14 protein-coding genes are annotated in these 16,558 nt (G+C 70.3%); 9 read left to right on the top strand and 5 right to left on the bottom strand.

Annotated features, from left to right (window positions below; genetic code table 11):
- Positions 1–93: 93 nt before the first annotated feature.
- Genes ABT08_RS01405 through ABT08_RS01390 form a run of 4 tightly spaced genes read left to right on the top strand, consistent with a single transcriptional unit; the run spans position 94 to position 6,244 of the window.
- The gene (locus ABT08_RS01405; protein WP_056210273.1) at positions 94–1,482 is read left to right on the top strand and encodes an amidohydrolase family protein; all 1,389 of its coding nucleotides are present in this window, start codon (positions 94–96) and stop codon (positions 1,480–1,482) included.
- Complete coding sequence (locus ABT08_RS01400) at positions 1,479–2,504, top strand: ABC transporter permease (RefSeq protein WP_056210271.1); 1,026 nt, start codon at positions 1,479–1,481, stop codon at positions 2,502–2,504. The genes ABT08_RS01405 and ABT08_RS01400 overlap by 4 nt, the downstream gene beginning before the upstream one ends.
- Positions 2,505–2,552: 48 nt before the next feature.
- Positions 2,553–3,737, top strand: a complete 1,185-nt coding sequence (locus ABT08_RS01395; RefSeq protein ID WP_056210269.1) for a substrate-binding domain-containing protein — start codon at positions 2,553–2,555, stop codon at positions 3,735–3,737.
- Between the two features lie 20 nt (positions 3,738–3,757).
- Entirely contained in the window at positions 3,758–6,244 is a 2,487-nt protein-coding gene (locus ABT08_RS01390) for an ATP-binding cassette domain-containing protein (RefSeq protein WP_056210267.1), read from the top strand.
- A gap of 14 nt (positions 6,245–6,258) precedes the next feature.
- On the opposite strand, the gene ABT08_RS01385 is transcribed toward ABT08_RS01390, so the two are convergent.
- Complete coding sequence (locus ABT08_RS01385; protein ID WP_082483256.1) at positions 6,259–6,960, bottom strand: helix-turn-helix domain-containing protein; 702 nt, start codon at positions 6,958–6,960, stop codon at positions 6,259–6,261.
- Positions 6,961–7,123: 163 nt separating this feature from the next.
- On the opposite strand from ABT08_RS01385, the gene ABT08_RS01380 reads away from it, so the two are divergent.
- Positions 7,124–8,506 carry a M24 family metallopeptidase gene (locus ABT08_RS01380; RefSeq protein ID WP_056519155.1) on the top strand — a complete coding sequence of 461 codons (1,383 nt, stop codon included), beginning with the start codon at positions 7,124–7,126 and terminating at the stop codon, positions 8,504–8,506.
- A gap of 3 nt (positions 8,507–8,509) precedes the next feature.
- Complete coding sequence (locus ABT08_RS01375) at positions 8,510–9,217, top strand: SDR family NAD(P)-dependent oxidoreductase (RefSeq protein ID WP_056210265.1); 708 nt, start codon at positions 8,510–8,512, stop codon at positions 9,215–9,217.
- Positions 9,218–9,226: 9 nt separating this feature from the next.
- Here the strand turns inward: ABT08_RS01375 and ABT08_RS01370 are convergent, their stop codons facing one another.
- Genes ABT08_RS01370 through ABT08_RS01360 form a run of 3 tightly spaced genes read right to left on the bottom strand, consistent with a single transcriptional unit; the run spans position 9,227 to position 11,402 of the window.
- Complete coding sequence (locus ABT08_RS01370) at positions 9,227–10,090, bottom strand: NAD(P)-dependent oxidoreductase (RefSeq protein ID WP_137878487.1); 864 nt, start codon at positions 10,088–10,090, stop codon at positions 9,227–9,229.
- 57 nt (positions 10,091–10,147) lie between these two features.
- The gene (locus ABT08_RS01365) at positions 10,148–10,852 is read right to left on the bottom strand and encodes a GntR family transcriptional regulator (protein ID WP_056519153.1); all 705 of its coding nucleotides are present in this window, start codon (positions 10,850–10,852) and stop codon (positions 10,148–10,150) included.
- Positions 10,853–10,874: 22 nt separating this feature from the next.
- Positions 10,875–11,402 carry a VOC family protein gene (locus ABT08_RS01360; RefSeq protein ID WP_288113756.1) on the bottom strand — a complete coding sequence of 176 codons (528 nt, stop codon included), beginning with the start codon at positions 11,400–11,402 and terminating at the stop codon, positions 10,875–10,877.
- 147 nt (positions 11,403–11,549) lie between these two features.
- Here ABT08_RS01360 and ABT08_RS01355 point away from each other — a divergent pair, with 147 nt between their 5' ends.
- The 3 genes from ABT08_RS01355 (at position 11,550) to ABT08_RS01345 (ending at position 15,857) form a co-directional block, all read left to right on the top strand.
- The gene (locus ABT08_RS01355; protein WP_056210259.1) at positions 11,550–13,739 is read left to right on the top strand and encodes an alpha-ketoacid dehydrogenase subunit alpha/beta; all 2,190 of its coding nucleotides are present in this window, start codon (positions 11,550–11,552) and stop codon (positions 13,737–13,739) included.
- Positions 13,739–15,136 (top strand): 2-oxo acid dehydrogenase subunit E2, encoded by a 1,398-nt coding sequence (locus tag ABT08_RS01350; RefSeq protein WP_288113754.1) that lies wholly within the window; start codon positions 13,739–13,741, stop codon positions 15,134–15,136. The genes ABT08_RS01355 and ABT08_RS01350 overlap by 1 nt, the downstream gene beginning before the upstream one ends.
- 82 nt (positions 15,137–15,218) lie before the next feature.
- Positions 15,219–15,857: an NAD(P)-dependent oxidoreductase gene (locus ABT08_RS01345; protein WP_045246748.1), complete on the top strand. Its 639-nt coding sequence runs from the start codon at positions 15,219–15,221 to the stop codon at positions 15,855–15,857.
- A gap of 14 nt (positions 15,858–15,871) precedes the next feature.
- On the opposite strand, the gene ABT08_RS01340 is transcribed toward ABT08_RS01345, so the two are convergent.
- Positions 15,872–16,558, bottom strand: a 687-nt coding sequence (locus ABT08_RS01340; protein WP_288113752.1) for a DUF4032 domain-containing protein, incomplete at its 5' end; no start/stop codon positions are given.

Below are 16,558 nucleotides of genomic sequence, written 5' to 3'. Positions count from 1 at the left end.
TGTGCAGTGAGGCTATTAGCGTGGCGACAGCACACTCACACGTGAGCCGACCAAGGGGGATCGGCGCACCGGCACCTGGAGTCAATGAAGACTATGAGCACCCGCACCCTGCTCCGCGGCGGAACCGTCATCACCTCGGCCCGCGCGGGAGAAGTCCTTCCCGACACGGACATCCTGATCTCCGCGGACGGCACGATCGAGGCCATCGGCCACGGGCTGTCCGTGGACGACGCCGAGGTGATCGACGTCACCGGACGCATCGTCCTGCCCGGCTTCGTCGACACCCACCGCCACACCTGGCAGTCGGTCGTGCGGAACGTGGCATCCGACTGGTCACTCACCGAGTACCTCGCCGGACTCCACACCGGGCTCTCGAAGTTCTTCCGGCCCGAGGACACCTACACGGGCAACTACCTCGGTGCCCTCGAAGCGCTCGACGCCGGCATCACGACCCTCGTCGACTGGTCGCACAACCTCGCGACCCCGGCCCACGCGGATGCCGCGGTGCAGGCCCTCACCGACACCGGCATGCGCGCCGTGTTCGCGCACGGCGGCGGCAACAAGCAGTGGGGCGCCCCGCTCCCGTCGCCCAACAACCACCCGGCCGAGGACGCCCGGCGCCTGCGGGAGACGGTGTTCAGCAGCAACACGGGACTCGTCACGATGGCCCTCGCCCTGCGCGGCCCGCAGTTCGTGACCCCCGAGGTCAACCGGCACGACTTCGCGCTCGCCGACGAACTCGACCTGCGCGTGACCGTGCACGTCGGCGACGGCTACTGGGGGAAGTCCGGCCCCATCCGCAAGCTGAAGGACGACGGGCTGCTCTCGGACCGCATCACCTACGTGCACTGCTGCACACTCGGCGACGACGAGCTGCAGATGATCGCCGACAGCGGCGGCACCGCCTCCTGCGCCCCCGACGTCGAGATGCAGATGGGACACGGATACCCCGCCACCGGACGTCTGCTGCAGCACGGCATCCGCCCCACCTTCTCCATCGACGTCTGCTCGAGCAACGGCGGAGACATGTTCGGCACGATGCGCACCGCCATCGGCATGCAGCGCGCCCTCGACAACGCCCCCGCCGTCGAGACCGGCGAGGTCGTCGAGCGCATCGGCCTCAGCGTCAACGACGTGCTGCAGTTCGCCACGATCGACGGCGCGCACGCCGCGGGCCTCGACCACCTCACCGGATCGCTCGTCGTCGGAAAGGCCGCTGACATCGTCGTGCTCGACGACCGGGCTCTTGCGATGACCCCGATGAACAACCCCATCGGCGCCGTCGTCTACAACGCCCACCCCGGGCTCGTGCGCGACGTGTTCGTGCAGGGCCGGCGCGTGAAGAAGGACGGTCAGCTCGTCGGTGTCGACTACGCGGCGCTGCGCTCCCGCGCCGAGGCCTCGCGCGACTACATCGTCGGCGAATGGCCCGAGGCGCACCTCGACGGCTCGTGGCACCCCGACCTCACCGTGCAGTCATGACCACCGTGAACGAACCGGCGGAGGTGCGCACGCGCACGGCGCCGGTGGACCGCCGACCCCTCCTCGCCGAGGTGCTGTCGTGGCCGGGCACCCGCGCGTTCATCGCCGTGGCGCTGCTCTTCGCGATCAGCCCGCTCATCGCCCCCGGCAGCGTGGGCACGACAGCGATCGTCTCGATGCTCCCCTTCGCCGCGCTCACGGCGATCGTGGCCATCGGCCAGACCCTCGTCATCCAGCAGGGCGGGCTCGACCTGTCGATCCCCGGCGCCGTGACTCTCGGTGCGCTCATCGCGGCCAAGTTCGGGGCCGACTGGGGGCTCACCACCGCGGTCATCGTCGCGATCGTCGCGACCTCGCTGTTCGGCCTGCTCAGCGGAGTGGTGATCACCGTCTTCGGTCTTCCGCCTCTCGTCGTCACGATCGCCAGCAACGCCCTCATGATCGGCGCCGTCCAGGCGGTCTCGGGCGGATTCGGCGCCCAGTCGGTTCTGGAGCTCAGCAACTTCGCGCTCAGCCGACTCTGGGGCATCCCGGTGCTGACCTTCTTCGCCGTCGCGATCGTCGTGATCATCCACCTCGTCGTCAAGGGCACGCGCGTCGGGCGCCGGTTCGAACTCGTCGGCGAGAACCCGCGCAGCGCCGCGAACATCGGGATCGCGACGCGGGCCTACACGATCAGCGCCTACTGGCTCGCCGCCGCCCTCGCGGCCGGTGCCGGGGTGCTGCTCGCCGGTCTGCTGCGCTCGCCGACCCTGACAGCCGGCAACGACTACCTCCTGCCCTCGATCGCCGCCGTCGTGCTCGGCGGTACCGCCCTCACGGGCGGGAAGGGGAGCTTCATCGGCACCGCGCTGGGTGCGCTCTTCCTCGCCCAGCTCGGCCAGCTCGTGCAGACCTTCACGCAGGCAACCGCCGTGCAGAACATCGTCCAGGCGCTGATCATCGGCGTCGGGATCGTCGCCCAGCTCGAGCTGGGCGGCACGTCGGCGAGGCTGCGACGCCTCGTCCGGCGTCAGAAGTGACCCGTCGCACCCACCCCCACCACCAGTGAACTCAATGAGGAGTGTGCAGTGAATCGCATCATCAAGCGACGTCGCGTCGCCGCAGCAGCGGCCGCGTCACTCGCGATCGTCGCCACAGCGCTCGCGGGCTGTTCGTCCACGAACGCCAGTTCGACCAACGCCACGGCCGGGAACCTCCAGGCCAACATCGCCGCCGGCTCGGTCGGCACCGTGTCCCAGTTCGCCGACATGTCGAGCATCTGCACCGCCAACGCGAAGCCGATGACCGTCGGTGTCGTCGACGGCGGCGGCACGAACAGCTGGTCGAAGACCGTTCTCGCCGAGATCAAGTCCGAAGCCGCGAAGTGCAAGGCGATCACCAGCGTCGACTACGTCGCGGGATCGTTCGATCTCGAGAAGACGACGTCCGGCATCACGAGCCTCGCATCGAAGGGCACGAACATCATCCTCGTGATCCCCGACGCCGGGCCCGGCGACGCCCACCTGCCGGCCATGCGCCAGGCGACCCAGGCCGGATCCTACGTCGTGGCGTTCGCCTCGGACCCGAACGGCAAAGCCGGCACCGACTACCTCGACTACACCGACCAGTCCCCGCAGTTCGTCGGCAAGTCGTGGGCGCAGTGGGTCGTCGACCGTCTCGGCTCAGCCGGCGGCAACGTCGTCTTCCTCGGCGGACCCTCCGGCGTGGCGGTGTCCTCGCAGGAGTTCGAGGGTGTCAAGGAGGTCGTCGCGGCCAACCCGCAGATCAAGCTCCTCAACTCCGAGCCCGTCGTCACCAACTGGGACCCGGCTCAGGCGCAGCAGGCCATGGCGGGACTTCTCGCCCAGTACCCGAAGATCGACGCGGTCATCGCCGACTACGGCGCATCCGCGGCAGGTGTCATCCGCGCCTACCAGGCCGCGGGCATCTCGGTGCCGCTGCTGACCTCGACCGACGACAACTCGCTCTCGTGCGGCTACGACGCGCTGAAGAAGACCAACCCGAGCTACGAGCTGGCGACCGTGTCGTCGCGCACGTGGATCGGCCGCGTCGCCCTTCGCAAGGCCGTCGCCGCCTTCCAGGGGACGAGCGACACCGAGCCCTCGATCTACCAGCTCGCGCTCTATGAGGACTCGACCGGCCAGACGTCGGGATCGATCGCGCCCGACAAGGCGTGCCTCGCGTCGGCGCCGCCGGACGCGACGCCGTCCACGCTCCTGACCCCTGCTGAGATCACGCAGCTGTTCGGCTGACGACACGAAGGATTCCGACGATGACTGAACCCGCCCTCGTTCTCACGGGGATCACCAAGTCCTATCCCGGCGTGCGCGCCCTCGACGATGTGAGCGTCGAGATCGCACCGGGGAGGGTCCACGCGATCCTCGGCGAGAACGGGGCGGGCAAGTCGACCCTCGTCGGAGTCGCCGCGGGGTCGGTCGTGCCGGACACCGGCACGATCGGCCTCGCCGGCCGGGAGTTCTCCCGGATCCAGACCGCGGATGCGCGGGAGAACGGTCTCGCGATCGTCTACCAGATCCCCGCGCTCGCCCCCTCCCTCACGGTGGTCGACGCCGTGCTCCTGCTCCTCCCCGCTTCGAAGCGCCCCCGACGCCGGGGCGCGGCGGCGTGGCTCAAGGCCCACTTCGAGAAGCTCGGTCTCGAGATCGATCCTCAGGCGACGATCTCGACCCTCTCGCTGCGCGAGGCGCACCTCATCGAGATCGCCGCCGCGCTCGCATCCGACCCCCGCATCCTCGTGCTCGACGAGCCGACCGAAGCACTCGGTCCCGACGAGACCCGCTGGCTGTTCGACCGTGTGAGCGAGTTGCTCGCCGACGGTGTCGCGGTCGTCTACATCACCCACCGCATCCCCGAGGTCATCGAGATCGCGACCGATCTGACGGTGCTGCGCGACGGCCGCGTCGTCGGACGCGGCAGCGTCTCCGACTACAGCGCGGACGAGATCGTCGAGCTCATCGTCGGACGCTCGCTGGAGACGACCTTCCCCGACAAGGCGGGGCCGGATGCCGACGGCACTCCGCTCCTCGAGGTGCTCGGCCTCGGTGGCCCGGGCTATCGAGACATCTCGTTCGCCGCGATGCCCGGACAGATCGTCGGACTCGCCGGCGTCGAGGGCAACGGCCAGCGCGCCGTGTTGCGCGGCCTCGCCGGCCTGGGATCGACCGCCGGCCGTGTGCTCCTGTCCGGCCGGCCGCTCGATGTGCGCTCCGCCCGCACCGCGGTGCGCGACGGCGTCGTGTTCCTTCCCGGCGATCGCATCGGCGAGGCGATGTTCGGCAAGATGTCGGTGCGCGAGAACGTCATCGCCCCCTCGATCGCCGAGGCGATGCCCACCGGCTTCGTCGACCGTCGTCGTGAGTACGCGCTCACCCGCACGGCGATCGCCGGTCTCGCCGTGAAGACCCCCACCCTCGAGACTCCTGTCGCCAGCCTCTCCGGCGGCAGTCAGCAGAAGGTGCTTCTGGCCCGCGCGCGCCTCGGCGAACCGAAAGTGCTCCTCGTCGAGGACCCGACGCAGGGCGTCGACGCCGGGGCGCGCGTGGAGATCTACGCCGTGCTGCGCTCGATGGCGGCGGATGGAGTCGCGGTGGTCGTGCTCTCGACCGACGCGGTCGAGCTCGAGGGTCTCTGCGACCGGGTCGTCGTGTTCTCCCGTGGCCAGGTGCAGGACACCTTCACGGGTGCCGCCGTCACCGAGCGCGCGATCACGGGCGCTGCGGTGATGTCCGAGACCGGTTCGGTCGCGACGGTCAGCGCGGTCCCGCGGCGTCGCCGCATCCCTCTGGCGGTGCGCGGCGAGCTGCAGGCCGGCGCCCTGCTGGTTCTGACGGTGCTGCTGGGAATGGCGACGACGTTCTTCTCGACGGCGTTCCTCAGCCCTCTCAACATGTCCCAGCTGCTCGCCAGCTCCTCGGTGCTGATCCTCGTGGGCCTCGCTCAGCTGGTCGTGGTCATGACCGGTGGCATCGATCTGTCGATCGGATCGGTGCTCGCTCTCTCGACCGTCGTCATCTCGTTCTTCGGCGGAGGCGGAATCGGGCTGTTCCTCTTCGGAGTGGTGCTCGCGCTCGTCGCGGGGCTCGCCGTCGGCCTCGTCAACGGTCTGCTCGTGACGCGACTGAACCTGCCGCCGGTCATCGCGACCCTCGTCACCTCGATCGCCGTCGTCGGCGCCGCGCAGGTGCTGCGTCCGAGTCCGGGCGGATCGGCGTCGAACGACATCATGGTGCTGATCGGCACCGCAGTGGCGGGCATCCCGCTCGTGCTCGCGATCGCGATCGTGCTCGCCGTCGTCATGTGGTTCGTGATCCAGCGCACACGTCTGGGGCGCGGTTTCCGCGCCGCGGGATCCGACGCGGTGAAGGCGAACCGCATGGGAGTGAACGTGCGGTCGATGCGGCTGCTGGCCGCGACATCCGCCGGCGTCATCGCGGCCATCGCCGGGCTCGCGCTGTACTCGAAGACCGGCATCGGTGACGCCAACACCGGTCAGGCCCTCACCCTCACCTCGGTGACGGCGATCGTCATCGCCGGGGCGAGCATCTTCGGCGGGTCGGGCTCGGCGCTGGCCGTCGCGGCGGCAGGTCTGCTGCTGCAGACGATCACGAACGCGCTGGCCTACCTCTCGCTGGGCCTCGCCTGGCAGTACTGGGTGCAGGGCGTGTTCGTGCTGATCGCGGCGATCCTGCCGATGATCGCGCAGCTGCGCCGCCGGTCCGCCCCGCCACGGGGACTGTGATGGATGCCGCGGGCTCAGCCGTGCAGGTCGTCCATCGCCCGCAGCACGTCGACGGCCGACGCCAGCTGCTCGCCGCGCCCGGCCTCTCCGGGAGCGGTCGGCATGGCCTGGTTCTGCTGGCGTCGGCCGACGACGAACCAGATGCCGCGGGCGGGGACGTCGCCGCGGTTCGAGTAGAGGTGCGGGCGCACCGAGTCGAACTGCAACGAGTCGCCGGCGTGCAGCGTGAAGGTGTCGAAGTCGAGCTGCAGGGTGAGCTCTCCCTCGATGAGGTAGGCGTACTCGATGCCCGAGTGGCGCATCAGTTTGCCCTCGATGGAGCTGGTCGCGCCGGGTGCGTAGGTCACGAGCAGCGCGTCGGCGGGCCCGCCCTCGCCGACGGCGAGTCGCTCCCAGATGACGCCGTTCTCCATCTCGAGCACGGGGTTCTCGTCACCGCGCTGCACGGCGGGCTTGACGGTGCCGGACGGCCGGAAGATCGGCGTGACCGGAGCCTCGTCGACGGCGGTCGCGCTCACGCCGAGCAGCTCGTCCATCGAGACGCCCAGGTGGCTCACGATCGCGTAGAGGGTGGACACGCTGGGCTGGGTCTTGCCCGTCTCGACCTGCGAGATGAGAGATGCCGAGACGCCGAGGGCCTGGGCCACGCTGCGCAGGCTGAGGCCTCGTTCGAGTCGGGCGTCGCGGATCCGCGCGCCGATGTCCTCGGTGGTCATACGTCCTCCAGGGGGTGCTCATCGCGTCGGCGGTGGCCGCGGCATCCAGTCATGGCGTACACGAGCCGATGCGCCCGACAATACACCGCATAAGCGTTAACTTAAACTGCACAATGTACACTTTTACTAAACACTGTGTGTTTGCAACTGACAGGAGAACTCGATGAAGAGTACGGGCACGACGGGCACCAACGCCGTCGACTGGGAGCAGCGCGTGGACTTCGATCGGCTTCGCGACGCGCGACTCGCGCGTCTGCGCGCCGAACTCGACCGCAGCGACGTGGGTGCGGTGCTGGCGTTCGACTTCTCCAACATCCGATACATGACCGCGACCCACATCGGCACCTGGGCCATGGACAAGCTCATCCGCTTCTCGTTGCTGACCCGCCGCACCGACCCCATCTCGTGGGACTTCGGCTCCGCCGCCAAGCACCACCAGCTCTACAACCCCTGGCTCGACGTCACGAGCATGGAGATGGACGCCGACCCCAATGCCCCGCACGAGGGTGCGAAGCGCCCGCGACTGGAGTCCGGCGCGCGCGCCGGCATCTCGACCCTGCGTGGCGCGTTCAGCCCCGATGCGGAGATCGCCGAGAAGGTCGCGAAGAAGATCAAGCGCGAGTTGGAGAAGTTCGGTCTCGCCCACGAGCCGCTCGGCGTCGACGTGATCGAGCTGCCGATCCTCTTCGCCCTCCAGCGCGAGGGCATCCAGGTCGTCGACGGGCAGCAGATCTTCATGGAGGCCCGACGGGTCAAGACGGGAGACGAGATCCGGCTCCTCACCCAGGCCGCCTCGATGGTGGATGCGGCCTACGACGAGCTGTACCGGTTCCTGCGGCCGGGCGTGCGCGAGAACGAGGCCGTCGGGCTCGTGGCGAAGACCCTCTACGACCTCGGCTCCGAGTACGTCGAGGGAGTGAACGCGATCTCGGGCGAGCGCTGCTCGCCGCACCCGCACGTCTTCTCCGACCGCATCATCCGGCCGGGCGACCCCGCCTTCTTCGACATCCTGCACAGCTTCAACGGCTACCGCACCTGCTACTACCGCACCTTCGCGGTCGGGTCGGCCTCGTCGGCGCAGCGGGATGCTTACACGCGTGCCCGGGAGTACATGGATCGCGCGATCGCCCTCGTGCGCCCGGGCGCGACCACCGCCGACATCGTGTCGGTGTGGCCGACCGCGCAGGAGTTCGGCTTCCCCGACGAAGAGGCGGCCTTCGCGCTGCAGTACGGACACGGCGTGGGGCTCTCGATCTGGGAGAAGCCGATCTTCAGCCGTCTCGTGTCGCTCGATCACCCGGAGGTGCTCGAGGAGGGGATGGTCTTCGCCCTCGAGACCTATTGGCCCTCTGCCGACGGCTGGGGTGCGGCCCGCATCGAGGAGGAGGTCGTCGTCACGGCCACCGGCTGCGAGGTCATCACGAAGTTCCCCGCGGAGGAGCTCATCGTCGCGGGCAAGCGCTACTACTCCGTCGACGGCATCCTGCCGACCGTGCGCGACCCGCAGTCGCACCTCAACACGGTATGGGGTCGGGGAGAGGCGTAGGCGATGTCGCAGCGCACCATCCTCGTCGTCGGCGGCACCTCGGGCATCGGCCTCGAGCTCGCGCGCACCCTCCTCGCCCGCGGCGATCGCGTGATCATCACGGGGCGTGATGCGGCCCGGGCGGCCGAGATCGCCGAGGGTCTTGGACAGGATGCCTCGTCCCTCGCCCTCGACATCTCGGAGCCCGAGCAGATCGCGCCCGCGCTCGCCGGAGTCAGTGCGATCGACGGGCTCGTGCTCGCCGCGATCGAGCGCGACGCGAACACCATCGCGGACTACGACATCGCGCGGGCGCGACGCCTCGTGACCCTCAAGCTCGTCGGCTACGCGGAGACCGTGCACGCGCTGCTGGATCGGCTGACCCCGAGCGTCGGCACCGGCATCGTGCTCTTCGGCGGTCGCGCGAAGGACCTGCCCTATCCCGGCTCGACCACGGTGTCGACGATCAACGGCGGCGTCGAGGGACTCACGCACACCCTCGCTCTCGAGCTCGCCCCGATCCGTGTGAACGCGCTGCACCCGGGGATCATCGGCGACAGCCCGTTCTGGGCGGGCAAGCCCGACGGCGTGCTGGACGCCTACCGGTCACGCACGCCGGGCGGCGAGCTCGCCACGGTGGCCGACGTGGTCGGCACCGTCGAGTTCCTGCTCGACAACCGCGGGGTCTCCGGTACCAGCCTTTACGTCGATCGGGGCTGGACCCTCACCTGAACCGGGAGGTCACGCCGAGCGCGTGACCTCCGCGATCGCCGACCAGTCGAGGTCTCGCAGCGACGGGTCGGCGATCGCGCGTTCGAACACTCCGTGCAGCGCGGCCGCGGTCGGCATCTCTAACCCGACGGATGCGGCGGCGGCCTCCGCCAGGCGCAGGTCCTTGAATCCGAGCGACATGTGGAAGCCGGGCGGGGAGTAGCGGCGCTGGGCGATCACGTCGCCGTAGATCGAGTACGCGGGCGCGGCGAACAGCGAGTGGGTGAGCAGGTCGACGAACGCGGATGCCTCGACCCCGTGCCGTTCGACGAGTGCGACGGATTCGCCGATGGCCTGCATCGCATGGATGAGGTCGTAGTTGACGGCGATCTTGACGATGTTGGCGGTGCGCGGCACGGCTCCGAACTCCCAGATGCGGGCCGCGAGAGATGCGAGCGCGGGGCGGGCGGTCTCGATCGCCGCGGGATCGCCGGCCGCGAGGATGTTGAGCTGTCCCGCCGCGGCCACCGGGTAGCGTCCGAGCACGGGCGCCGACACGTAGCCGGCGCCGGCCGCTGCCGCCCGCGCCGCGAGCAGGTCGGCCGTGTCGGGGCTCAGCGAGGCGGCGTTCACGTGCACGTGGCCTCGTGCGGCGCCGAGGGCGTCCTCGGTGAGCACGGCCTCGGCGGCCGCGTCGTCGGCGAGCATCGAGATCGACACGGGTGCCCCGAGCGCATCTGCAGGGGATGCCGCGGCCACCGCTCCGGCGGCGACGAGCTCGGCCACCGGGGCATCCGATCTGTTCCAGACGGTCACGCGGTGCCCGGTCTCGAGGAGGCGGCCGGCCATCGCGCGGCCCATCGTGCCGAGTCCGAGGAATCCGATGTCGGTCATGGTGTGCGTCTCCGTGGGCGTCGGGCGGGCGGCGCGCGACTGCGCGACCGGCCGCGGTCAGGGGGTGGGTCGGAAGATGTCGGGGGTGCGGGCGAGCTGGCGACGGGTGCGGCGGATGTGACCCGCGAGCACACGTTCGGCCTCTTCGATGTCGTCGTCGCGCAGGGCCGCCACGATCAGGTGGTGCTCCTCGTAGGCGATGCGGCGTGACTCGGGCTCCCACGACGTGACGTACGCGCGGCGGTACGGCGCCGTGGTGTTCCAGAGCTTCTGGATGAGGGCGCCGAGCTGCACGGTGTCGGCGGCCGCGTAGGTGCCGAGGTGAAAGGCGCGATCGAGTTCGAGGAACGCGTCGGTGTCGGCGCCGACCACACTGATGCGGTGGGCGAGGGCGGAGAGCTCCTCGATGGCGCCGGCGTCGAGTCGGGGCGCCGAGTACCGCAGCAGGAGGGGTTCGAGCCGCTCGCGCATCTCGTACACCTCCTCGCATTCGGCGAGGGAGAGGTGGGAGACCCACGCGCCGGCGTTCGCGACGACCGTGACGAGCCCCTCGTACTCGAGCTGCTGCAGCGCCTGCCGCACCGGCACACGGCTCGCACCGAAGCGGGCGGCGAGATCCTCCTGGCGGATACGCATGCCCGGCGGATAGTCGCCGCCGACGATGCCGCCGCGGATGCTGTCGGCGATGCGCGGTCCGGCGTCTCCGTCGCGGGGGCGGGCGTGCGTGTCGTCGGCATGCGTCGACGCGGTCTGTGCGGTCATCGATGATCCCCTCGGCTCGCCTTCATTCTGCCGGGCGGGCCGGATGCCACAGGATGACGGGGGAGTCGGCCTCGTAGGCCTTGCCGTCGGGGTAGCTGACCAGTTCGAACTGCATGCCCCAGGGGGCTCGGAAGTACAGCCATCGCTGACCGGCGGCGGCACCGGCGCTCGCGATCGGGTCGCCCATGATCTCGACGTCGTACGCGCGCAGGTGGGCGATCGCGGCATCCATGTCGTCGACGTAGAGCGCGAGGTGGTGTCCGCCGATGTCGCTGTTGCGCGGGGGAGGGGACTGCCCGTCGGGCGTCGCATAGGCGAAGACCTCGAGATTGGTGCCGTTGCCGAGACGGTAGAAGCGGATCTCGGTGATCACGGCCCGGGGGTGAACCCCGAGCTGGCGCGACATCCAGTCGTCGTCGGCGCGCTTCGCGCCCAGCGTGTAGACGGGCACGGCGCCGAGCACGTCCACCAGGAAGCGCTCGGCCTCCTCGAGGTCGGGCACGGTGATGCCGAGGTGGTCGGAGCCGCGCAGACCGGGGATTCCTGTCATCGATCGACCTCCTCGTCGTCTGGATCCAGTTTCGGCTCCAGTGTGCGTCAATTCCCGGTTTGAACGCAAGAAGTTCTTGAAATTGGATCCAAACGTGCGTTACCGTGAGTGAGCGCTGACGAGCGGCGCACTGTCGAAGGAGATGGGATGCCCCAACGTCGTCGTCTGCAGACGGGAGTCGACTGGATCTCGCTGTCGACCACCGCCGCCGACTGGAAAGCCGCCGACCCGGAGCTGCTGACAGCCATGTACGGCGAGCTCCACCTCATCCGTGCCTTCGAGGAGGCCGTGCTCGACCTCGCCGCCGCCGGCCTCGTGCACGGTCCCGCGCACTCGAGCATCGGTCAGGAGGGCGGCGCCGTCGGCTCGATCATCGGCCTGCGTCCCACCGATGCCGTCAACGGCTCCCACCGCGGACACCACCAGTTCCTCGCGAAGGCGATCACCTACGTCGCCGGCGGCCGGCTCGACCTCGGTGCCCTCGTCGACCCGGCGCTGAACGCGCTGCTCCAGCGCACGCTCGCCGAGATCCTCGGCCTCGCACCGGGGTTCTCGGGCGGACGCGGCGGGTCGATGCACCTGCAGTGGCTCGAGGCGGGCGCGCTCGGAACGAACGCCATCGTCGGCGGCGGCGCCCCCATCGCCGCCGGCCACGCGTGGGCGCAGAAGCACGCCGGCACGACGGATGTCTCGGTCAACTACTTCGGCGACGGCTCGAGCCAGATCGGCTCGGTGCTCGAGTCGTTCAACCTCGCCGCGACCTGGCACCTCCCGGTCGCGTTCTTCATCGAGAACAACCTCTACGCGGTCTCGACCCATGCCTCGGAGGCCAGCGCCGACGCCCGCTTCTCGGTGCGCGGGCAGGGGTTCTCCATCCCGTCGTGGCGGGTCGACGGCATGGACCCCCTCGCCGTGCACCTCGCGATGACCGAGGCGACCGAGCGGATGCGCGCGGGCGACGGTCCTGCGATCGTCGAGGCGGAGGTCTACCGCTTCTTCCACCAGAACGGCCCCTACCCCGGGAGCGCCTTCGGCTACCGCACGAAGGACGAGGAGGCCAGCTGGCGCGAGCGCGATCCGATCGCCCTCCTCGGCGGCAGGCTCCGTTCGCTCGGCATCGCCTCCGACGCCGAGCTCGAAGCCGTGCGCGACCAGGCCGTCGCGGCGATGGTCGACGCCGTCGCGGCGCTCGTCGAGGACGACCCCGACAACGCCGGTCGTCGTCGCATCCGCCCCGAGCTCTGGCCCGACCCGGCAGTGGTCGACACCGGCATCCGCGGCGACGAGTCCGAACTCGCGGATGCCGCGGCATCCGACCCGATCGTGTTCGACGGGCCGTGGCGGGACATCCGCTTCGTCGACGCCGTCGCCGCGGTGATGGACCGGCGCATGTCCGAGGACGAGCGCATCGTCGTGCTCGGCGAGGACGTCCACCGACTCAACGGCGGTACGAACGGCGCCACGAAGGGGCTCGCGAAGGCATATGGACCCGAGCGGGTCATCGGCACCCCCATCAGCGAGAACGGGTTCTTCGGGCTCGCCGGAGGCATCGCGCTCGACGGCAGGTTCCGGCCGGTCGTCGAGTTCATGTACCCCGACTTCATGTGGGTCGCGGCCGACCAGGTGTTCAACCAGGTCGGTAAGGCCCGCCACATGTTCGGCGACAACAACACGGTGCCGCTCGTGCTGCGCACCAAGGTCGCCATGGGATCCGGCTACGGATCGCAGCACCTGATGGACCCCGCCGGCATCTTCGCGACCCAGCCCGGCTGGCGCATCGTCGCCGCCTCGACCGCGGCGGACTACGTGGGCCTCATGAACGCGGCGCTGCAACTCGATGACCCCGTGCTCGTGATCGAGCACGTCGATCTCTATGGCCAGGCCGACCGTGTGCCCGATGCGCCGCTCGACTACGTCATCCCGCCTCGCAGCGCAGCCGTGCGCCGGGAGGGCGCGGAGCTCACCGTGCTCACCTACCTCTCCATGGTGCAGTCCTCGCTCGACGCCGTCGCCGAGACCGGCGTCGATGCGGAGGTGATCGATCTGCGCTGGCTCGACCGGGCCTCCTTCGACTGGGACACCGTGGGGGAGAGCATCCGCAAGACCAACAACGTGCTCATCGTCGAGCAGGGCTCGCGCGGCCCGTCGTATGGCGCGTGGCTCGCCGACGAGATCCAGCGGCGGTTCTTCGACTGGCTGGACCAGCCCGTCGAGCGGGTCACCGGCGGCGAGGCGAGCCCGAGCATCTCCCGCATCCTCGAACGCGCCGCGATCGCGGGGACCCCCGAGATCGTCACCGAGATCGACGCCATGCGTCGCGCCTGGGGCGGTCGCTGATGGCCGCCGTGATCCGCATGCCGGAGGTCGCCACGGGCACCGGCGAGGCGGCGATTCAGACGTGGCTCGTCGAGATCGGGACGGCCGTCGCCGCCGGCCAGCCGATCGTCGAGATCGAGACCGAGAAGGCCGTCGTCGAGTACGAGACCGAGGTCGCCGGCGAGCTCGCCGCGATCCTCCTCCCGGCCGGGGAAGCGGGCGCCGTCGGTGCGCCGATCGCCGTCGTCGCCGAGGCTGGCGAGTCCCGCGCCGATGCCCTTGCCGCCGCGGAGGCGGAGGGTGTCGTCGTCGGTGGCCCGCCCGCCGACGCGGTTCCCCCTGCGCCTGCACCGACGCCGACGCCGACGACGGCGGCCGCATCCGTCACGGCGTCCGAGCCCGTGCCGACGGCGGTCACCGAGCCCGTGCCGACACCGGAATCGGCTGCCGAATCGGTGCCCGCACCGCCTGCGCCCGATGCGCCGGCGGACGATGACGCAGGCCCCGATTCCTCGGCTGGGCGCGTGTTCGCCTCCCCGCTCGTGCGTCGACTCGCGGGCGAGCGCGGCATCGATCTCGCCGCCGTGCGCGGCTCGGGCCCGCGCGGTCGCGTCGTGCGGCGCGACCTCGACGATCTGCCCGCGCCGGCGCCCGTGGCCCCGGCGGCGACGGCCCCTGTCTCGACGCCCGTGCCGCCCGCCCCCGCGGGAGCTCAGGCTCCCGCACCGGCCGGCGCTGAGGACATCCCGCACACCGGCATGCGTCGCGCCATCGCGCGTCGGCTCACCGAGGCGAAGACCGAGATCCCCCACATCTACCTGCGGGCGGACTGCCGGGTGGACGCCCTCCTCGATCTGCGCGCACGCATCAACGAGGGTCGTGCCGCCGATGCGCGCGTGTCGGTCAACGACCTCGTCGTCAAGGCGGTCGCCGCCGCGCTCCTCGATGTGCCCGAGGCCAACGCCATCTGGCTCCCGGAGGTCACCCGGCGCTTCTCCGGCGTCGATCTCGCGATCGCAGTCTCGATCCCGGGCGGACTCGTGACCCCGGTCGTCCGCGGGGTCGACACGCTTCCGGTCGGGCGTCTCGGCGCGGTCATCCGCGAACTCGCCGAGCGGGCGCGGGCGGGGCGCCTCAAGCAGAGCGAGCTCGAGGGCGGATCGTTCTCGGTCTCGAACCTCGGCATGTACGGCACCGCAGAGTTCGCGGCCATCATCAATCCGCCGCACTCGGGCATCCTCGCCGTCGGCGCCGCGACGCGGCGGCCGGTCATCGACGATGACGGCGAGCTCTCGGTGGCGACGGTCATGACCGTGACGCTGTCCGCCGATCATCGCGTGCTCGACGGGGCGCTCGCCGCCCAGTGGCTCGCCGCATTCGTCCGGAGGATCGAGCACCCGCTGTCGCTGCTCGTGTGACACGCCGACGGATGCCGCGGCCCCCGGAATGATGGATCCCGCGGGCGCGTTGCGCCTGTCGAACCACACCGAAAGGAACGTCATGGCCCGCATCGCCGTCATCGGAGGAACCGGCTACGCCGGAAGTCACATCGTGCGCGAGGCGGTGAGCCGTGGACACACCGTCATCTCCGTGGCCCGCTCCGTGCCGGCCGAGCGCGTCGAGGGCGCGACCTACGTCGAAGGGACGTTGCTCGACGTGCCGTCGCTCGTCGCCGAGCTGCAGGGCGTCGACGTGGTCGTGTCGGCCGCGGCGCCGCGCGGCGACATGGCGGGCAAGCTCCGGCCCGCGACGGCCGAGCTGCTCGCGGCGCTGCCGGACTCCGTGCGGCTGGGCGTCATCGGCGGCGCGGGCGGCAGCCTCGTCGCCCCGGGTGGCCCGCGCCTGATCGACAGCGGGTTCCCCGAGGAGTACAAGGCGGAGGCGTTCGAGGCGATCGGCATCCTCGAGGACCTCCAGGCGACGGATGCCGCGAAGGACTGGTTCTTCGTGCACCCGGCTGCAGAGTTCGGCGCGTGGGCGCCGGGCGAGCGCACGGGGGCCTACCGCGACGGCGACGACGTGCTCGTCTCGGACGAGAACGGCAAGTCGTACATCTCCGGCGCCGACCTGGGTGTCGCGGTGGTCGATGAGATCGAGACGCCGGCGCACCACCGCGGGCGCTTCACGATCGGGTACTGACCGACGCCTCCGGGTCAGACGAGGTCGCGCCAGTCGATCTCGTCTGACCCGTCGTCATCCTCATCGTCGTCGTTGAGACGGATGACGGGAAGCGACATCGTCTCGGTCGGCGGACCCATCACGGTGGCCTCGTCGCGGCGATGACGCAGCACGTCGTCGATGTACGACGACACGACCTCCGCGAGGGGGACCGACGCCCCCCGTGCCTGCGACATGTACCAGCGATGCTCGAGCACCTGGTGGAACACCTCGGCGGGCTCGAGCTTCGCGCGCAGATCGAACGGGATCGAGGTCACGACCGGCTCGAAGATGCGGGTCAGCCATTCGTGGGCGACCATGTCTTCGTCCTGCCCGGGGCGGGCGGCCCGCGCGCGGAACTCGTCGAGGTCGTTCAGGAGTCGCCGTGCCTGGTTCTCCTCGACGTCGAGGCCCGTCAGGCGCAGCAGACGCCGCTGATGGTGTCCCGCGTCCACGACCTTCGGACGGATCGCCACGCGAGTGCCGTCGCCGGTGGTCGAGATCGACATCTCTCCGATGTCGAAGCCGAGCGCGTTGAGCTTGTGCACCCGCTCGGTGATGCGCCAGGACTCGCTCGCGCTGAAGCTCTCCTGATCGGTGAGGGCGGCCCACAGCGACCGGTACGACGAGAGGATGCCATCGGCCACCGCGACCGCGTCGATGCCGCCCTCGAGCCGCCCGCC

Origin of the sequence: Microbacterium sp. SCN 71-21 (genome assembly GCF_001725695.1) — a bacterium.
Taxonomy (GTDB): Bacteria; Actinomycetota; Actinomycetes; order Actinomycetales; family Microbacteriaceae; genus Microbacterium; species Microbacterium ginsengisoli.
The sequence above is the reverse complement of the archived record's forward strand: the minus strand, read 5'-3'. Positions and strand labels throughout refer to the sequence as shown.

What these genes read in the sequence shown, in the direction of transcription:
- ABT08_RS01405 (WP_056210273.1), top strand. Translation starts at nt 94, where the DNA reads ATGAGCACCCGCACCCTGCTCCGCGGCGGAACCGTCATCACCTCGGCC.
- ABT08_RS01400 (WP_056210271.1), top strand. Translation starts at nt 1,479, where the DNA reads ATGACCACCGTGAACGAACCGGCGGAGGTGCGCACGCGCACGGCGCCG.
- ABT08_RS01390 (WP_056210267.1), top strand. Translation starts at nt 3,758, where the DNA reads ATGACTGAACCCGCCCTCGTTCTCACGGGGATCACCAAGTCCTATCCC.
- ABT08_RS01385 (WP_082483256.1), bottom strand. Translation starts at nt 6,960, where the DNA reads ATGACCACCGAGGACATCGGCGCGCGGATCCGCGACGCCCGACTCGAA.
- ABT08_RS01380 (WP_056519155.1), top strand. Translation starts at nt 7,124, where the DNA reads ATGAAGAGTACGGGCACGACGGGCACCAACGCCGTCGACTGGGAGCAG.
- ABT08_RS01375 (WP_056210265.1), top strand. Translation starts at nt 8,510, where the DNA reads ATGTCGCAGCGCACCATCCTCGTCGTCGGCGGCACCTCGGGCATCGGC.
- ABT08_RS01370 (WP_137878487.1), bottom strand. Translation starts at nt 10,090, where the DNA reads ATGACCGACATCGGATTCCTCGGACTCGGCACGATGGGCCGCGCGATG.
- ABT08_RS01365 (WP_056519153.1), bottom strand. Translation starts at nt 10,852, where the DNA reads ATGACCGCACAGACCGCGTCGACGCATGCCGACGACACGCACGCCCGC.
- ABT08_RS01360 (WP_288113756.1), bottom strand. Translation starts at nt 11,402, where the DNA reads ATGACAGGAATCCCCGGTCTGCGCGGCTCCGACCACCTCGGCATCACC.
- ABT08_RS01355 (WP_056210259.1), top strand. Translation starts at nt 11,550, where the DNA reads ATGCCCCAACGTCGTCGTCTGCAGACGGGAGTCGACTGGATCTCGCTG.
- ABT08_RS01350 (WP_288113754.1), top strand. Translation starts at nt 13,739, where the DNA reads ATGGCCGCCGTGATCCGCATGCCGGAGGTCGCCACGGGCACCGGCGAG.
- ABT08_RS01345 (WP_045246748.1), top strand. Translation starts at nt 15,219, where the DNA reads ATGGCCCGCATCGCCGTCATCGGAGGAACCGGCTACGCCGGAAGTCAC.